Origin of the sequence: Pseudomonas sp. D1HM (genome assembly GCF_019266105.1) — a bacterium.
In the GTDB taxonomy this organism is placed as follows: Bacteria; Pseudomonadota; Gammaproteobacteria; order Pseudomonadales; family Pseudomonadaceae; genus Aquipseudomonas; species Aquipseudomonas taetrolens.
This window is the reverse complement of sequence record NZ_LRMN01000003.1, coordinates 272,013-287,229: the sequence shown is the minus strand read 5'-3', so window position 1 is coordinate 287,229 and position 15,217 is coordinate 272,013. Positions and strand designations below refer to the sequence as shown.

General features: G+C 56.5%; 15 protein-coding genes. 10 read left to right on the top strand and 5 right to left on the bottom strand.

Annotated elements, in window-relative coordinates:
- Positions 1-100: 100 nt before the first annotated feature.
- The 5 genes from AWM69_RS04460 (at position 101) to AWM69_RS04440 (ending at position 5,412) form a co-directional block, all read left to right on the top strand.
- Entirely contained in the window at positions 101-1,009 is a 909-nt protein-coding gene (locus tag AWM69_RS04460; protein WP_048379015.1) for a carbohydrate ABC transporter permease, read from the top strand.
- Positions 1,002-1,838 carry a carbohydrate ABC transporter permease gene (locus tag AWM69_RS04455; protein ID WP_048379017.1) on the top strand — a complete coding sequence of 279 codons (837 nt, stop codon included), beginning with the start codon at positions 1,002-1,004 and terminating at the stop codon, positions 1,836-1,838. The genes AWM69_RS04460 and AWM69_RS04455 overlap by 8 nt, the downstream gene beginning before the upstream one ends.
- A 3-nt stretch (positions 1,839-1,841) precedes the next feature.
- Positions 1,842-3,002 (top strand): ABC transporter ATP-binding protein, encoded by a 1,161-nt coding sequence (locus tag AWM69_RS04450; RefSeq protein ID WP_218725856.1) that lies wholly within the window; start codon positions 1,842-1,844, stop codon positions 3,000-3,002.
- 82 nt (positions 3,003-3,084) lie between these two features.
- On the top strand, positions 3,085-4,437 hold the full coding sequence (locus AWM69_RS04445; RefSeq protein WP_218725855.1) for a carbohydrate porin: 1,353 nt from the start codon (positions 3,085-3,087) through the stop codon (positions 4,435-4,437).
- Between the two features lie 111 nt (positions 4,438-4,548).
- Positions 4,549-5,412 carry a D-hexose-6-phosphate mutarotase gene (locus tag AWM69_RS04440; protein WP_048379024.1) on the top strand — a complete coding sequence of 288 codons (864 nt, stop codon included), beginning with the start codon at positions 4,549-4,551 and terminating at the stop codon, positions 5,410-5,412.
- Between the two features lie 66 nt (positions 5,413-5,478).
- On the opposite strand, the gene AWM69_RS04435 is transcribed toward AWM69_RS04440, so the two are convergent.
- On the bottom strand, positions 5,479-6,339 hold the full coding sequence (locus AWM69_RS04435) for a MurR/RpiR family transcriptional regulator (protein WP_172601062.1): 861 nt from the start codon (positions 6,337-6,339) through the stop codon (positions 5,479-5,481).
- A gap of 205 nt (positions 6,340-6,544) precedes the next feature.
- Between AWM69_RS04435 and zwf the strand changes: the two genes are divergently transcribed.
- The 3 genes from zwf to AWM69_RS04420 are packed head-to-tail and all read left to right on the top strand — an operon-like array spanning position 6,545 to position 9,397.
- Positions 6,545-8,014: a glucose-6-phosphate dehydrogenase gene (zwf, locus tag AWM69_RS04430; protein ID WP_218725854.1), complete on the top strand. Its 1,470-nt coding sequence runs from the start codon at positions 6,545-6,547 to the stop codon at positions 8,012-8,014.
- Entirely contained in the window at positions 8,001-8,714 is a 714-nt protein-coding gene (pgl, locus tag AWM69_RS04425; protein WP_131652711.1) for a 6-phosphogluconolactonase, read from the top strand. Before zwf ends, pgl begins: the two co-directional genes overlap by 14 nt.
- The gene (locus AWM69_RS04420; RefSeq protein WP_218725853.1) at positions 8,711-9,397 is read left to right on the top strand and encodes a bifunctional 4-hydroxy-2-oxoglutarate aldolase/2-dehydro-3-deoxy-phosphogluconate aldolase; all 687 of its coding nucleotides are present in this window, start codon (positions 8,711-8,713) and stop codon (positions 9,395-9,397) included. The genes pgl and AWM69_RS04420 overlap by 4 nt, the downstream gene beginning before the upstream one ends.
- A 131-nt stretch (positions 9,398-9,528) precedes the next feature.
- Here AWM69_RS04420 and AWM69_RS04415 read toward each other — a convergent pair whose 3' ends face one another.
- A complete protein-coding gene (locus AWM69_RS04415) occupies positions 9,529-10,725 on the bottom strand; it encodes an aminotransferase class V-fold PLP-dependent enzyme (protein ID WP_131652713.1) in 1,197 nt (398 codons plus the stop codon).
- A 12-nt stretch (positions 10,726-10,737) separates the two neighbouring features.
- The gene (locus AWM69_RS04410) at positions 10,738-10,974 is read right to left on the bottom strand and encodes a DUF3820 family protein (protein WP_048379563.1); all 237 of its coding nucleotides are present in this window, start codon (positions 10,972-10,974) and stop codon (positions 10,738-10,740) included.
- A gap of 207 nt (positions 10,975-11,181) precedes the next feature.
- Here AWM69_RS04410 and AWM69_RS04405 point away from each other — a divergent pair, with 207 nt between their 5' ends.
- On the top strand, positions 11,182-11,649 hold the full coding sequence (locus AWM69_RS04405) for a PA2169 family four-helix-bundle protein (protein WP_131652714.1): 468 nt from the start codon (positions 11,182-11,184) through the stop codon (positions 11,647-11,649).
- Between the two features lie 58 nt (positions 11,650-11,707).
- On the opposite strand, the gene AWM69_RS04400 is transcribed toward AWM69_RS04405, so the two are convergent.
- Both AWM69_RS04400 and AWM69_RS04395 read right to left on the bottom strand, forming a co-directional pair.
- On the bottom strand, positions 11,708-12,178 hold the full coding sequence (locus AWM69_RS04400; RefSeq protein WP_131652715.1) for a MaoC family dehydratase: 471 nt from the start codon (positions 12,176-12,178) through the stop codon (positions 11,708-11,710).
- Between the two features lie 76 nt (positions 12,179-12,254).
- A complete protein-coding gene (locus AWM69_RS04395) occupies positions 12,255-13,199 on the bottom strand; it encodes an alpha/beta hydrolase (protein ID WP_218725852.1) in 945 nt (314 codons plus the stop codon).
- 209 nt (positions 13,200-13,408) lie between these two features.
- Here AWM69_RS04395 and fadD2 point away from each other — a divergent pair, with 209 nt between their 5' ends.
- Entirely contained in the window at positions 13,409-15,100 is a 1,692-nt protein-coding gene (gene fadD2 / locus AWM69_RS04390; protein ID WP_218725851.1) for a long-chain-fatty-acid--CoA ligase FadD2, read from the top strand.
- Positions 15,101-15,217 lie beyond the last annotated feature (117 nt).

Here is a 15,217-nt window from a genome sequence, read left to right as displayed (position 1 = left end):
GCAATGCTGTTCTCACTGCAGGAGCAAGCCCGCTCCTGCAGTGGGCCTTGAATGAACAGCATCTGCTGCGGCTTCACGTCTTCAAACCTGGATTATTCCGATGAGTACAGTCGCTGTGTTCAGCAAAGCCTCGCCGTTTGATGCGCTCCAGCGCTGGCTGCCCAAGTTGGTCCTGGCACCCAGCATGCTGATCGTATTGGTCGGTTTTTATGGCTACATTTTTTGGACGTTTATCCTTTCGTTCACCAACTCCAGTTTTATGCCCAGTTACAAATGGGTTGGCCTGCAGCAATACGTGCGCCTGATGGAGAACGATCGCTGGTGGGTGGCAAGCAAAAACCTGGCCGTATTTGGCGGTATGTTTATTGCCATCAGCCTGGTGATTGGCGTGTTTCTGGCGGTATTGCTCGACCAGCGGATTCGCAAGGAAGGCTTTATCCGCACGATTTATCTGTACCCGATGGCATTGTCGATGATCGTCACCGGTACGGCCTGGAAATGGCTGTTAAACCCGGGACTTGGCCTGGACAAAATGCTTCGCGACTGGGGCTGGGAAGGCTTTCGCTTTGACTGGCTGCTGGATCAGGAACGGGTGGTTTACTGTCTGGTGATTGCCGCCGTCTGGCAGGCCTCGGGCTTTGTGATGGCGATGTTCCTGGCGGGCTTGCGCGGTGTCGATCAATCGATCATTCGTGCTGCCCAGGTCGATGGTGCAAGCCTGCCTACGATCTACCTGCGCATTGTGTTGCCGAGCCTGCGTCCGGTGTTTTTCAGTGCCTTCATGATTCTGGCGCATATAGCGATCAAGAGTTTCGACCTGGTGTCCGCGATGACGGCAGGCGGGCCGGGGTACTCCTCGGATCTGCCCGCGATGTTCATGTATTCCTTTACCTTCAGCCGTGGGCAAATGGGTATCGGTTCTGCGAGTGCGATCATGATGCTGGGCGCGATTCTGGCCATTCTTGTGCCTTACCTGTACTCCGAGCTGAGGAACAAGCGCCATGATTAATGCACAGCGTTTTACCTTCAGCCGTCTGGCCATTTACGCCACGCTGATTTTCGCGGCAGCGATCTATCTGGTGCCGCTGGTCGTGATGTTGCTCACCAGTTTCAAAAGCCCGGAAGACATTCGGACCGGCAACTTGCTGAGCTGGCCACAAGTGATCGAGGGGATTGGCTGGATCAAGGCCTGGGACTCGGTCGGCGGGTATTTCTGGAACTCAGTCAAAATCACTGTACCGGCGGTCTTGATCTCGACCTTTATCGGCGCCATGAACGGTTACGTCTTGTCGATGTGGCGTTTTCGCGGTTCGCAGTTGTTTTTTGGCTTGCTGCTGTTTGGTTGCTTCCTGCCGTTTCAAACCGTGTTGCTGCCAGCCTCGTTCACCATTGGCAAACTCGGCCTGGCCAACACCACCACCGGCCTGGTGCTGGTGCATGTGGTCTACGGCCTGGCCTTCACCACACTGTTTTTCCGTAACTACTACGTGAGTATCCCGGATGCGCTGGTCAAGGCAGCACGGCTGGACGGAGCCGGCTTCTTCACGATTTTCGGCCGCATCCTGCTGCCCATGTCGATCCCGATAGTGATGGTGTGTCTGATCTGGCAGTTCACTCAAATCTGGAATGACTTTCTGTTTGGCGTGGTGTTCGCCAGTGGCGATGCGCAGCCCATTACCGTGGCCCTGAACAATCTGGTCAACACCAGTACCGGCGCCAAGGAATACAACGTCGACATGGCCGCAGCCATGATCGCCGGGCTGCCGACACTGTTGGTCTACATCTTTGCGGGCAAGTATTTCCTGCGCGGGCTCACCTCCGGCGCGGTCAAGGGGTAACGCATGGCAACTCTCGAATTACGCAACGTCAACAAAACCTACGGCAAAGGGCTGCCGGACACACTCAAAGACATCGAGTTGAAAATCGATGATGGCGAGTTTCTGATCCTGGTGGGGCCTTCGGGCTGCGGCAAGTCGACCCTGATGAACTGTATCGCCGGACTTGAAAGCATTAGCGGCGGATCGATTCTGGTAGACGACGCCGACATCAGCGGCATGAGCCCGAAAGATCGCGACATCGCCATGGTGTTTCAGTCGTATGCGCTGTACCCGACCATGAACGTGCGCGACAACATCGCGTTCGGTCTGAAGATCCGCAAAATGAGTGCTGCGGCGATCGATGAAGAAGTGGCACGGGTCGCCAAGCTGTTGCAGATCGAACACTTGCTGACCCGCAAACCCGGCCAGCTGTCGGGCGGCCAGCAGCAGCGTGTGGCCATGGGCAGGGCGTTGGCGCGGCGGCCGAAGATTTATCTGTTCGACGAGCCGCTGTCCAACCTCGACGCCAAACTGCGGGTCGAGATGCGCACTGAAATGAAACTGATGCATCAGCGCCTTAAAACCACCACGGTCTACGTGACCCACGACCAGATTGAAGCCATGACCCTGGGCGACAAAGTGGCGGTGATGAAGGACGGGATCATTCAACAGTTCGGCACTCCCAAACAGATCTACAACGATCCGGCCAACCTGTTTGTCGCCAGCTTTATCGGTTCGCCGCCGATGAACTTCATTCCCTTGCGTCTGCAACGTCAGGAAGGTCGTTTGCTGGCGCTGCTCGACAGCGGGCAGGCCCGGTGCGAGTTGCCGCTGGGTGCGCGTGACCCGGGCCTTGAGGATCGCGATGTGATTGTCGGCATTCGCGCTGAGCAAATTGTGCTGGCGTCAGGTGAACCCAATGGTTTGCCAACGATTCGCGCCGAGGTGCAAGTGGTGGAACCTACCGGTCCGGATACCCTGGTATTCGTGAACCTCAATGGCAGCAAGGTCTGCTGCCGGATGGCCCCGGACGATGCGCCCGAGGTGGGCCAAAGTCTGAATTTGCAGTTCGATCCAGCTAAAGTGCTACTGTTTGATGCAAATACGGGTGAACGTCTGGGCGTGATGCATTCGCTTCAGGATCAAGTCCGGGCTGATAACGTGGCGCAATTCAAGGGTCGTTAAATCTGAACAAGGAGCTGCTTTTGAGCTGCTTGAGCTGTGCCGCGTTATACAAAGCCAATAAAAAAACAACGAGGATAAAGGGATGACTAAAAGAATGACCCGTACCCGCCTGGCTTGCCAGCTGTCGGCAATTGCTGCACTCAGCCTGGGGGCTGGCAGTGGTTATGCCGCCGAAGCGTTCAGCGCTGATTCGCCCTGGATGACCGGTGACTGGGGGGGCGAGCGGACCCGGCTGATCGAGCAGGGTATCGACATCAAAATGGATTATGTCGGTGAAATGGGCGCCAACCTGCACGGCGGCTACAACGACAACAAAACGGCACGTTACAGTGACCAGTTCGGTCTGGGTGCTGCGTTCGATCTGCAAAAACTGCTCGGCTGGGACAACACCCAGGCCAAGATCCAGATCACCAACCGTAACGGTCAGAATATTTCCAATGACCGTATTGGCGACCCGCGTGCAGGTACCTTGAGTTCCTCCCAGGAAGTCTATGGCCGTGGTCACATGGTTCGCCTGACCCAGTTGTATATCCAGCATCAATTCCTCGACGGCAAGCTGGACGTTAAAGCCGGCTACTTTGGCGAGGGTGAAGACTTCAACACCTTCCCGTGCGAATTCCAGAACCTGGCGTTTTGCGGTTCCCAGGTGGGCAACTGGGCCACCAACATCTGGTACAACTGGCCGGTCAGCCAGGCTGCACTGCGCGTGAAGTACAACATCACGCCTGAGCTGTATGCGCAGATCGGCGCATACAACCAGAACCCGTCACAGCTGGAGCACGGCAACGGCTTCAAACTCAGTGGCAGCGGTACCAAAGGCACCGTCCTGCCGGTCGAACTGGTCTGGTCGCCCAAGGTCAACAACTTGCCGGGCGAATACCGTGTCGGTTACTACAAAAGCACGGCCTCTGCCGATGATGTGATCGAAGACGTAAACGGCGGGAACGCGGCCACCACCGGTGATGACTATCGTGTTCGCGACAGCAAGCACGGCTACTGGTTTGTGGCGCAACAACAGCTGACCACCCACAACGGCGATGCTACGCGTGGCTTGAACGTGGCGGCCAATGCCACTTTCCACGACAAGGACACCAACATCGTCGACAACTACCAGTCCTTGATGTTTGTGTACAAGGGGCCGTTCGATGCGCGTCCAAAAGATGACATCGGTATCGGTTTCGCCCGTATCCATGTCAACGATGACGTGAAGAAAAACGCTGAGCTGGCCAACGCCGCCATTGGTGTCAGCAACTATGACAATCCGTTGTACACGCCTCTGCGTAACACCGAGTACAACTACGAGCTCAACTACGGCTTCCACGTGACTAACTGGCTGACGGTGCGTCCAAACCTGCAATACATCACTCATCCGGGTGGCGTGAATGAAGTCGACGACGCTCTGGTGGCCGGTCTGAAAATTCAGTCGGTGTTCTAGTCAGTCTCGTTTACTCTTGTGTGTATCTGGCGGACAGCTTTTGCTGTCCGCTTTTTTTCGGGTCTGCACACCCCTGCGGGCTGACCTGCATGATTTTCAGGACTGCGGCACATGCATGAGCATCCGCTTCACCGTTTTTTCAAATCCAAACGCGAACAACCGGTTTTCCAGTGGGAACGCTTCCAGCTGCGCGATGTACTGGTGATCGACCATCCGCATTGTCAGGCGGTGTTCAGTCGTCAGGGGGCTCAGTTGCTGCACTTCCAGCCAACCGGGCAAAAGCCGTGGCTGTGGTGTGCGGCCAAGTGGCCACAGGTGGGTGCGATTCGGGGCGGGGTTCCAATCTTCTGGCCGTGGTACGGCCGTCATCCCAGTGAGAACGCATGGCCATCCCATGGTTGGGCGCGGTTGATCGACTGGAAGCTGCTGGACAGCAGCTTTGACGAAGAGGGCGTGAGCCTGCATTGGCGTTTACAGCTGTGTGACTGGCAGGTCGACCTCCACGCGCGTCTGGGCGAAGACATGGAGCTGCGCCTGAGTACCGAACATCAGGACGACGAACCGTGCCAGCTGAGCCAGGCTTTGCGTGCTTACTGGCGTATTGGCGATGTCGCAGAGGTAGCGCTGTCCGGCCTGGACGGTGCGCACGGCTATGACCAGCTCAATCGCGAGGTTTGCCAGCAAAAAGGCGAATTGCGCGTTGATGGCGGCTGTCAGCGGGTGTTTCAGCATGACGGTGAAATGCAGCTCAATGACCATGCCTGGCGGCGCGCGTTGAGCATTGATACCGGTGACCGGGCCAATACCGTGGTCTGGCATCCGGGCAAGCGCCCGCTGCTGGGTGTGAGCTGGAATGAAGTGATGGGTTTTGTCTGCGTCGAATCCACCAGTGGTGGGGCCAGGAGCCAGAGCCTGGCCCCCGGCGAGCAAGCCCACTTGAGCTTGCAGGCGCGGGCGGGGCTGGTGGAGGCTTAAAGGCGCTGCAGGCATGCGCTCGACCACGCTCTGTCCGGTCGTAGACTTAGCTTTCAGCAGCGCCAGTCAGTTGAACTCATCCCCTACCGGGTAGCGGCTGGCATTGAGGCTTTCTTTGATTTTGCGCAAGTGCGGCTGGAAGTCCACGCCCCGGCGCAAGGTCATGCCGGTTGCCAGCACATCGAGCACGGTGAGCTGGATGATGCGCGAAGTCATCGGCATATAGATGTCCGTGTCTTCAGGCAGCGGAATATTCAGGCTCAAGGTGCTGGCTTTGGCCAGCGGCGAGTTCTCTGCGGTCAGACCCAGGACCGAGGCACCGTTGGCCCGTGCAATACGGGCGACTTCGACCAGCTCCCGGGTACGCCCCGTGTAGGAAATAATCACAAACAGCTCGCCAGTGTGGGCCACCGACGCAATCATGCGCTGCATCAGCACGTCAGCATGGGCGGTGACAGCGAGGTTGAAGCGGAAGAACTTGTGCTGCGCATCCAGCGCCACCGGCGCTGAAGCGCCCAGCCCGAAAAAGTGGATCTGGCGTGCCTGGATCAGCAAATCGACTGCGCGGCTGATAAGGTTCGGGTCCAGGGCCTGGCAGGCACTGTCCAGCGAGGCTATGGCACTGCCGAAGATTTTCTGGGTGTAGGCCTGTGGATCATCGTCGGCCTCGACCGCGCGGCTGACATAGGCCGCGCCACTGGCAAGGCTTTGCGCCAATTGCAGCTTTAATTCAGGGTAGCCGCTGACACCAAAGGAGCGACAGAAACGGTTAACCGTGGGCTCACTGACGGAGGCCGCCTGAGCGAGTGCTGCGATGCTGAAACGGGTCGCCTGCTGCGGATTCTGCAGGATGACTTCGGCGACTTTACGCTCGGCCTTGTTCAGTTCTTCAAGGCGACCCTTGATCTGTTCGAGTAAATTGCGCACGCGGTCCATTTATGTTCCTTGGTTCGGCGATGCAAAGAGCGCACTAATGCAGCTCTGGAAGGAGGCCTATCCTACTGATGGCCTGATACGACCACTAGCAAGAATCTGTATTTTGAGAAAATGTTGTGTTTATTACTACATTTTTCCTTGAGTGATGCCTTGAAAAAAGGTATTTGTAGCTTAACTTGATAAAAGAACATACATCATGTCTTCGATTATGGTTGAACCTTGCACCTTCGCCCTGTTCGGCGCCTTGGGCGATCTGGCCTTGCGCAAGCTGTTTCCTGCCTTGTACCAACTGGATCGCGCCGGTCTGCTGCATGCCGACACGCGCATCATCGCGCTGGCGCGGGAGCCCGGTGAGGCCTCTGTGCACCTGGCCCATATCGACAGCCAGTTGCGCAAGTTTGTCGGCGCCCGGGAAATCGAAGATGACGTGCTGAACCGCTTTCTGGCGCGTTTGAGCTACCTGCATGTGGACTTTCTCAAGACTGAAGATTATCTGGCCCTGGCTGAAGAAGCCGGTACCGAACAGCGTCTGATCGCTTACTTCGCCACCCCCGCAGCGGTTTACGGGGCGATTTGCGAGAACCTGTCGAAAGTTGGTCTGGCCGAAAACACCCGAGTGGTGCTGGAAAAGCCCATCGGCTCCGACCTCGACTCGTCACGCAAGGTCAACGATGCCGTGGCGCAGTTCTTCCCGGAGAACCGCACCTACCGTATCGACCACTATCTGGGCAAAGAAACCGTACAAAACCTGATTGCCCTGCGATTTGCCAACAGCCTGTTCGAAACCCAGTGGAACCAGCGCTATATCTCGCACGTTGAAATCACTGTGGCCGAGAAGGTCGGTATCGAAGGCCGTTGGGGCTATTTCGACAAGGCAGGTCAACTGCGGGACATGATTCAAAATCACTTGCTGCAGTTGCTGTGCCTGATTGCGATGGACCCGCCTGCGGATCTTTCGGCAGACAGCATTCGCGACGAGAAAGTCAAAGTCCTCAAGGCGCTGGCCCCGATCAGTGCCGAAGGTCTGACCACCCAGGTAGTGCGCGGTCAATACATTGCCGGGTACAGCGAAGGTCAGTCGGTGCCGGGTTACCTGGAGGAAGAAAACTCCAACACCCAGAGCGATACCGAAACCTTCGTCGCCCTGCGGGCCGACATCCGCAACTGGCGTTGGGCAGGTGTGCCTTTTTACCTGCGCACCGGCAAGCGCATGCCGCAGAAGCTGTCGCAGATCGTGATCCATTTTAAAGAGCCCTCGCATTACATCTTCGCGCCCGAGCAGCGTCTGCAAATCGGCAACAAGCTGATTATTCGCCTGCAACCGGACGAAGGTATTTCCTTGCGTGTGATGACCAAGGAACAGGGGCTGGACAAAGGCATGCAGCTGCGCAGCGGCCCGTTGCAACTGAATTTTTCCGATACGTATCGCAGTGAGCGGATCCCGGATGCCTATGAGCGTCTGTTGCTCGAAGTCATGCGCGGCAACCAGAACCTGTTTGTACGCAAAGACGAAATTGAAGCGGCATGGAAATGGTGTGACCAGTTGATCGCCGGCTGGAAAAAGTCTGGCGATGCGCCCAAGCCGTACGCGGCGGGCTCCTGGGGGCCGATGAGTTCCATTGCATTGATTACGCGAGACGGGAGGTCATGGTATGGCGATATCTGATTTGAAACTGCCTGAAGGTGTCACTGCGCACACCTTCGAGCATTCGGCGGCTTTGGCCCGTGAACTGGCGAAAAAAGTCGCTGAGCAGTTGAGTGCAGCCATTGCCGGGACTGGCCAGGCAACGCTAGTGGTCTCAGGCGGTCGTAGCCCCGTGGCTTTTTTTGAGCACCTGCGTGAACAACCGCTCGAGTGGTCGAAAGTGGTGGTGAGCCTTGCTGATGAGCGCTGGGTTCCGGTGGAACACGTCGACAGCAATGCCGGGTTGCTTAAAAAGCATCTACTGCAAGGTGCTGCCGCCAACGCGCGTTTTGTCGGCTTGTACAACGTGGCGGCCAATCTTGAGGATGCGGCAGAACAGGCTGACCGGTTGTTGGCCGAGTTGCCACCGATTGACGTGCTGATTCTGGGCATGGGTGATGACGGCCATACCGCGTCGCTGTTCCCGGACAGCCCGAACCTGGATCAGGCCTTGCAACTGGACAACCCGCGCCGTTGCTGGCCGATGCTGGCACCGACCGTACCGCATCAACGCTTGAGCATGAGCCGTAGTTTGTTGGCGAGTGCCAAAACCACGGTGCTGTCGATTCAAGGGCAGTCCAAATTGAATACCCTAAATGACGCACTGGCTGGCAATGATGTTGCTGCCTTGCCGATTCGTGCCTTTCTGCAACCTACGTTAGAGATTTACTGGTGCCCATGAGCCAAGGATCAGCTGCCATGACAATAAAAACTGCGAACGTTTCGATGGCGGAAAAAATCGCCCTGATCGATGAATTGTGCGCCACCGCGCGAATTCTGCCGGTGATTACCATCGCTCGCGAACAAGACATTCTGCCGCTGGCCGATGCGCTGGCGGCGGGTGGTCTGACCGCGCTGGAAGTAACCCTGCGTTCCCAGTTTGGCCTCAAGGCGATTCGTGTGTTGCGTGAGCAACGGCCTGAGCTGGTGACAGGCGCCGGTACGGTGCTTGATCGGCATATGCTGGCAGCCGCTGAAGAAGCTGGCTCGCAATTCATTGTGACCCCTGGTATTACCCGTGACTTGCTTGAAGCCAGTGTCGACAGCGATATTCCGCTGTTGCCGGGTATCAGCAATGCCTCAGGGATCATGGAAGGCTACGGCTTGGGTTACCGTCGATTCAAGCTGTTCCCGGCTGAAGTCAGCGGCGGTGTGGCAGCGATCAAGGCGTTGGGCGGACCGTTCGGCGAAGTGAAATTCTGTCCGACCGGTGGTGTTAGCCCTGCGAACATTCGCAACTACATGGCGTTGAAAAACGTCATGTGTGTGGGCGGCAGCTGGATGCTCGACAGCGAATGGATCAAGAACGGCGACTGGGCCCGAATCCAGGAATGCACCGCCGAAGCACTGGCGCTGCTGGACTGATGCAGTTGTAACGAATTTGTTGTGTGTTCTACGGTTTTCGGTGCGCTTGGTCGGCGCACCTTTTTTTTGCCTTTTTTTTGCTCGCGCCCTGTACATCTACAAGGTGCGAGCTTGCTCGCGATGGCCTCAGGTCACGCGCTGGTGTTGCAGGAAAGCTCACGCAACGCCTTGATCAGCTGATTGATGTCTTGCAGCGTAGTGGCAAAGCCCACGGTGATCCGGATACAGCTGCCGCAAGCCGAGCCACTGCGGGCAACCGTAAACAGGTTGTAGTCGTTGAGCAGGCGCTCGACCATTGGCTGCTGATCGTCCAGATGCGTAAAACGGAATGACGTGATGGCGCAGTGCAGTCGTGGGTCGTCCGGCGTCAGTACTTCGATACCCGGCAGCTGACGTGCTTCGCTAACCCATAAATTGCGCAGGTAGTTGAGGCGTGCGCCCTTGACTGCAGAACCACCCAGCTCAATATGCTCCTGGAGTACCTTGGGCAGCGTCAGCCAGGCCGGGATATTGACCGTGCCATAGGGCGCACGGTTGCGGACATCCGGCTCGGGAAGTCGCTGGTTGCCCATATCAGGGTCAATACTGCTCAGGCGCTTGGGGTCGATGTACATAAAGCCCAGTGTCAGCGGTGCGCCTATCCACTTGTGCAGGTTGTAGCCGGCAAAGGCCACGCCCATCGCTTGCAGGTCAAAATCGATTTGGCCCAAGGCGTGAGCACCATCAAGCACCACATCCACCCCATGTTCTTTTGCCAGTTGCACAATTGCTTGAACCGGCAACACTAACCCGGTGCGGTGTGTGACATGGGTCAGGGCCATCAGTTTGATCCGCGGATGACGTTCGAATGCCTCGCGATAACGGGCGATCAGGCTTTCATAGGTGGCGGGGTGCGAGTGGGTGATCTCGATGATTTCAAGTCCGCGTTGCCGGGCGACCCAACGCATGGCGTACTCGACGCTGGGGTATTCCAGATCGCAGATCAGTAATTGATCGCCGGGCTGCAGGCCGTTGTAATTGCCAATCAAGGATTGCAGAGCATCGGAGGCGCAGCGGGTGAGGGCGATACTGGCGTGATCGACCTCCAGCAGATCCGCCAGCCGGTTGCGGATTTCAGTGCTTTGGGTGTCATCGAATTGTTGGCGGACATGCACCGAGTTGATGCGGTTTATAAAGTCGATCTGGTGTTGATAGTCCTGGGCCACGCTGCGGGTCATTCGCCCGAAATAGCCGTTTTCCAGATTGATCGGCCCGTGCTCCAGGTCATAGCGCTGGGCAATGGCGTGCCAGAAGTTTTCGTCGCGTGCGTTCTCTTCAATCCTTGGCATGGGGCAACTCTATCAGTGTCGGGGTTTGGGTTTTCCGTGTTTGGCGCGCAACGGGTCGAGCAGATCCGACAACCCGTTGTGGTCAATCTCTTGCATCAGTGCCAGCAAGCCACCCAGCTCTCCGTTGGGAAAGCCTTCTCGGGCAAACCAGTTCAAGTACTGGCCAGGCAGGTCGGCGATGATCCGACCCTTGTATTTGCCAAAGGGCATTTCGCGTGTCACCAGCAGTTCGAGTTTTTCGGGGTTCATGGAAGCCTTCGAGAGCGTGAAGCATTGGAATGAAAAATACAGGCATTCTGCATGCAGGCCAATTGACAGATCATGCAAAAAAACCGGATACAGATTTTTAGGTAATTATTAAGCTATTGATTTATAAGCATTTTTTATTATTCGTGAAGCTGGCATGAGGCGTGCAATCTCTATGGCACGATCCTCAACTGTGGAAGGAATTGAACAATGACTGACCTTAATAAAGAAGCCATCTCTGTCCTGAACGATTTGATCGAAACCAGTAAAGATGGTCAGGAGGGTTTTAAAACCTGCGCTGAAGACATCAAGCACCCAGAACTCAAAACGTTTTTTGCCAAACGCTCTGCCGATTGCGCCACTGCGGCCTCCGAGTTGCAGGCCAAGGTCCGGGAGCTGGGCGGTGATCCAGAGACCAGTACCAGCGTGGCTGGCGATCTGCACCGTCGTTGGGTTGACTTGAAGTCACTGGTTACCGGCAAGAGCGATGAGGCAATTCTCAACGAAGCCGAGCGTGGGGAAGACCATGCGCTGAAGGCTTATAAAGAAGCCATCGAAAGCATCAACAAGCACGGCCTGGTGAATATTCGTGATCTGGTCGAGCGCCAGTATCATGGCGTGCAACGCAATCACGATCAGGTCAAAGCCCTGCGCAACCAGGCGCGCGCTCAATCCTGAGTGGCTTGTCACTGAATAAAAAAACGCCGGCGAGCCGGCGTTTTTTTATGCCTGGCGGTTAGCCAATGCTGATCGCTGGCAACGCGGTGAGGTTGACAGTCTGTTGTTTGCGCGGGGCAATGATCTCGGCCTCACCGTCGACAACCAGCTCATCACGCTGATTGAACACGCGGGTCGCAATACGGACGCGGAACTTCGGCAGCTTTTCCAGGATTTCCAGGCGTACGGTCAGGGTATCGCCAATTTTCACCGGCTTTTGAAAGCTCATCTGCTGGCCGACATAAATCGTGCCCGGGCCAGGCAGTTCGCAGGCCACGGCGGCGCTGATCAGCGCACCGCTGAACATACCGTGAGCGATACGCTCTTTGAACATGGTTGCAGCCGCAAACTCGGGATCGAGGTGCACCGGATTGTGGTCACCGGACATGGCCGCAAAAAGCTGGATATCGCGCTCTTCGACGGTTTTGCTGTAGCTGGCGGTCTGGCCGACTTCGAGGGCTTCATACGGGGTGTTGGTAACCTGGGTCATCTAGCGCATGTCCTGTGACGAGTGTTTGAATTTAAAACCATGATTTTAAAAGCTTTTTAGAGCCATTTGGGGCTAATCATTCATTGTGCGGGGCGCGAGGCTGTTGCAACGTCTTGTTGAGCCAGTCGATGAGATCGGCCACCACGGTGTCGCGGTTGGTTTCATTGAAGAGTTCATGCCGCGCTTGCGGATAGAGGTTCAACTGCAACTGACGATTCCCGGCGTCGCGTAATGCCTTTGCCAGATCATTGAGACGTTTACCCTCACTGACCGGATCACATGTGCCCCCCATCACCAACAGGGGCAGGCCCGGATCTATCTGAGCGAGATTGGACGCTTTGCTGATTTGCTGCAACCCGCCGAGCAGATCTATCCATAGCTGATTGGTGCATCGAAACCCGCACAAAGGGTCGCGGGCGTAAGCATCGACCTCGGCCGGATCGCGGCTGAGCCAGTCATAGCGCGTGCGGGCGGGCTTGAAGGCTTTGTTGAAGGAGCCGAAGGACAGCCACTCGATGAGCGCACTGCACCCTTTGGGGCCCTGACGCCAGCGTTCGAAACGTGCGATCAGGCTGGCGCTGCGGTAAAGCAACACGGGCTGGAAATTGGAGGCGCTGAGAATGGCGCCCTGCAGGCTGGCGCTGTGATGCAGTAAATACGCCTGGGCGATATAGCTGCCCATGCTATGGCCGAGCAAAAAGATCGGCACGCCCGGATGTGCCTGCCCGATATGCTGGTTCAGGCTGGCGACGTCACTGACCACCGCAGACCAGCCGTCGTTGTCGGCAAAATACCCCAGCGTCCCGCGTTCGGCCGTTTTGCCGTGACCCCGTTGATCGTGTGCATAAAGTCCGAACCCGGCGTTGCACAAGGCGTTCGCCAGGCGGGTATAGCGCCCGCTGTGTTCGGCCATGCCGTGAGCCAGCAACACTATGGCTTTGGGCATGCCTTCAGGCAGCCACTGGTTAACGAAAAGTCCACTGCGGTCATTTGCTTCCAGCCAAAAAGTCTCGTGGATCATGGCGATTCCTTTGTGCAGGGTTGTAGCAGTGTATAGCGCATTTGCCAGTGAGCCACCGACCGGATGAAGTCCGGGTAATAAGATTCAAGATGTTAATGGCGAAGTTCGCTGTATTTGCCTACAACTTGATTACTGTTAACGTCCGTACGTTCCGCTGTTCATCCTATGAAATACGCGGCCAGACATGCTCAGGTATGAGGATAAAAATAATGCAACCTGATTTCTGGAATGACAAACGCCCCGCCGGTGTCCCGCTGGACATCGATATGACGGCCTTCACCTCGGTCGTCGATGTGTTTGAACGCTCCTGCAAGAAGTTCGCTGACCGTCCTGCCTTCAGTAACCTTGGCGTGACCCTGACCTATGCCGAGCTTGAGCGTCACAGCGCCGCGTTTGCCGGATATCTGCAGCAGCACACTGACCTCAAGCCCGGTGATCGCATTGCCGTGCAAATGCCCAATATCCTTCAATACCCCATCGCCGTATTTGGCGCGCTGCGGGCAGGCCTGGTGGTGGTCAACACCAACCCGCTCTATACCTCGCGTGAAATGCGCCATCAGTTTCAAAGCGCTGATATCCGTGCCCTGGTGTATTTGAATATGTTTGGCAAGCGCGTGGAGGAGGTGCTACAGGACACCGAAATCGAGTATTTGATCGAAGCCCGCATGGGTGACCTGATGCCTGCTGCCAAAGGCTGGATCACCAACCTGGTGGTCGACAAGGTTAAAAAGCTGGTGCCTGCTTATCGAGTGCCCCGGGCAATACCGTTTAAAAGTGCCCTGCATCGAGGCTCGGGTCAGGTCATCCGTCCGCTGACAGTGACACTCGATGACATCGCCGTTCTGCAATATACCGGCGGCACCACCGGGTTGCCGAAAGGCGCGATGCTGACCCATGGCAACCTGGTTGCCAACATGCTGCAGGTGCGTGCGTGCCTGTCCCAGCATGATGCCGATGGCCTGCCGATCCTTAAAGATGGTCGCGAAATCATGGTGGCACCGTTGCCGCTGTATCACATCTATGCTTTCACGGCGAATTGCATGTGCATGATGGTGACAGGCAATCACAACGTATTGATCACCAACCCGCGTGACATCAAAGGCTTTATCAAAGAGCTGAGAAACTGGCGCTTTACTGCGCTGCTGGGGCTCAACACGTTATTTGTGGCGCTGATGGATCACCCCGACTTCAAGACCCTGGATTTTTCCGGGCTTAAAGTCACCAACTCGGGAGGCACGGCTCTGGTCAAGGCCACGGCTGAACGTTGGGAAAAAATCACAGGTTGCCGCATTGTCGAAGGTTACGGCCTGACCGAAACCTCACCGGTTGCCAGCGCCAATCCCTGCGGTTCTCTGGCCAGGCTGGGCACGGTCGGCATGCCGGTTCCTGGCACGGCGATGAAAGTCATCAGTGATGATGGCATCGATCTGGGGCTGGGCGAGCGTGGCGAACTCTGCGTAAAAGGGCCGCAGGTCATGAAAGGCTACTGGCGCAATCCGCAGGCCACGGCTGAGGTTCTGGACGCCGAAGGCTGGTTCAAGACCGGTGATATTGCGGTGATTGATCCCGATGGGTTTGTGCGCATCGTTGATCGCAAAAAAGACCTGATCATTGTCTCGGGTTTCAATGTGTACCCCAACGAGATTGAAGACATTGTCATGGCGCATCCCAAAGTGGCGAACTGCGCGGTGATCGGCGTCCCTGACGAACGTACGGGGGAGGCGGTCAAGTTGTTCGTGGTCGCACGCGAGGGCGGTGTGAGCATTGAAGAACTGAAGGCTTACTGCAAAGACAACTTCACGGGGTACAAGGTACCGAAACAGATTGAGTTGCGTAGTTCATTGCCCATGACACCTGTGGGCAAAATCTTACGCCGCGAGTTGCGTAACATTCCCTCATAGCTGTCATGGCGATCACTAAGCCCGCTCACGTTCAGTGAGCGGGCTTTTTTGTTGGATAAATCCCCCCGGTGACTAAACAAAAAGCGTTTGTGATGCGTTGTAACCCCCTGTTTAGAG

What these genes read in the sequence shown, in the direction of transcription:
- AWM69_RS04460 (WP_048379015.1), top strand. Translation starts at nt 101, where the DNA reads ATGAGTACAGTCGCTGTGTTCAGCAAAGCCTCGCCGTTTGATGCGCTC.
- AWM69_RS04455 (WP_048379017.1), top strand. Translation starts at nt 1,002, where the DNA reads ATGATTAATGCACAGCGTTTTACCTTCAGCCGTCTGGCCATTTACGCC.
- AWM69_RS04450 (WP_218725856.1), top strand. Translation starts at nt 1,842, where the DNA reads ATGGCAACTCTCGAATTACGCAACGTCAACAAAACCTACGGCAAAGGG.
- AWM69_RS04445 (WP_218725855.1), top strand. Translation starts at nt 3,085, where the DNA reads ATGACTAAAAGAATGACCCGTACCCGCCTGGCTTGCCAGCTGTCGGCA.
- AWM69_RS04440 (WP_048379024.1), top strand. Translation starts at nt 4,549, where the DNA reads ATGCATGAGCATCCGCTTCACCGTTTTTTCAAATCCAAACGCGAACAA.
- zwf (WP_218725854.1), top strand. Translation starts at nt 6,545, where the DNA reads ATGTCTTCGATTATGGTTGAACCTTGCACCTTCGCCCTGTTCGGCGCC.
- pgl (WP_131652711.1), top strand. Translation starts at nt 8,001, where the DNA reads ATGGCGATATCTGATTTGAAACTGCCTGAAGGTGTCACTGCGCACACC.
- AWM69_RS04420 (WP_218725853.1), top strand. Translation starts at nt 8,711, where the DNA reads ATGAGCCAAGGATCAGCTGCCATGACAATAAAAACTGCGAACGTTTCG.
- AWM69_RS04415 (WP_131652713.1), bottom strand. Translation starts at nt 10,725, where the DNA reads ATGCCAAGGATTGAAGAGAACGCACGCGACGAAAACTTCTGGCACGCC.
- AWM69_RS04410 (WP_048379563.1), bottom strand. Translation starts at nt 10,974, where the DNA reads ATGAACCCCGAAAAACTCGAACTGCTGGTGACACGCGAAATGCCCTTT.
- AWM69_RS04405 (WP_131652714.1), top strand. Translation starts at nt 11,182, where the DNA reads ATGACTGACCTTAATAAAGAAGCCATCTCTGTCCTGAACGATTTGATC.
- AWM69_RS04400 (WP_131652715.1), bottom strand. Translation starts at nt 12,178, where the DNA reads ATGACCCAGGTTACCAACACCCCGTATGAAGCCCTCGAAGTCGGCCAG.
- AWM69_RS04395 (WP_218725852.1), bottom strand. Translation starts at nt 13,199, where the DNA reads ATGATCCACGAGACTTTTTGGCTGGAAGCAAATGACCGCAGTGGACTT.
- fadD2 (WP_218725851.1), top strand. Translation starts at nt 13,409, where the DNA reads ATGCAACCTGATTTCTGGAATGACAAACGCCCCGCCGGTGTCCCGCTG.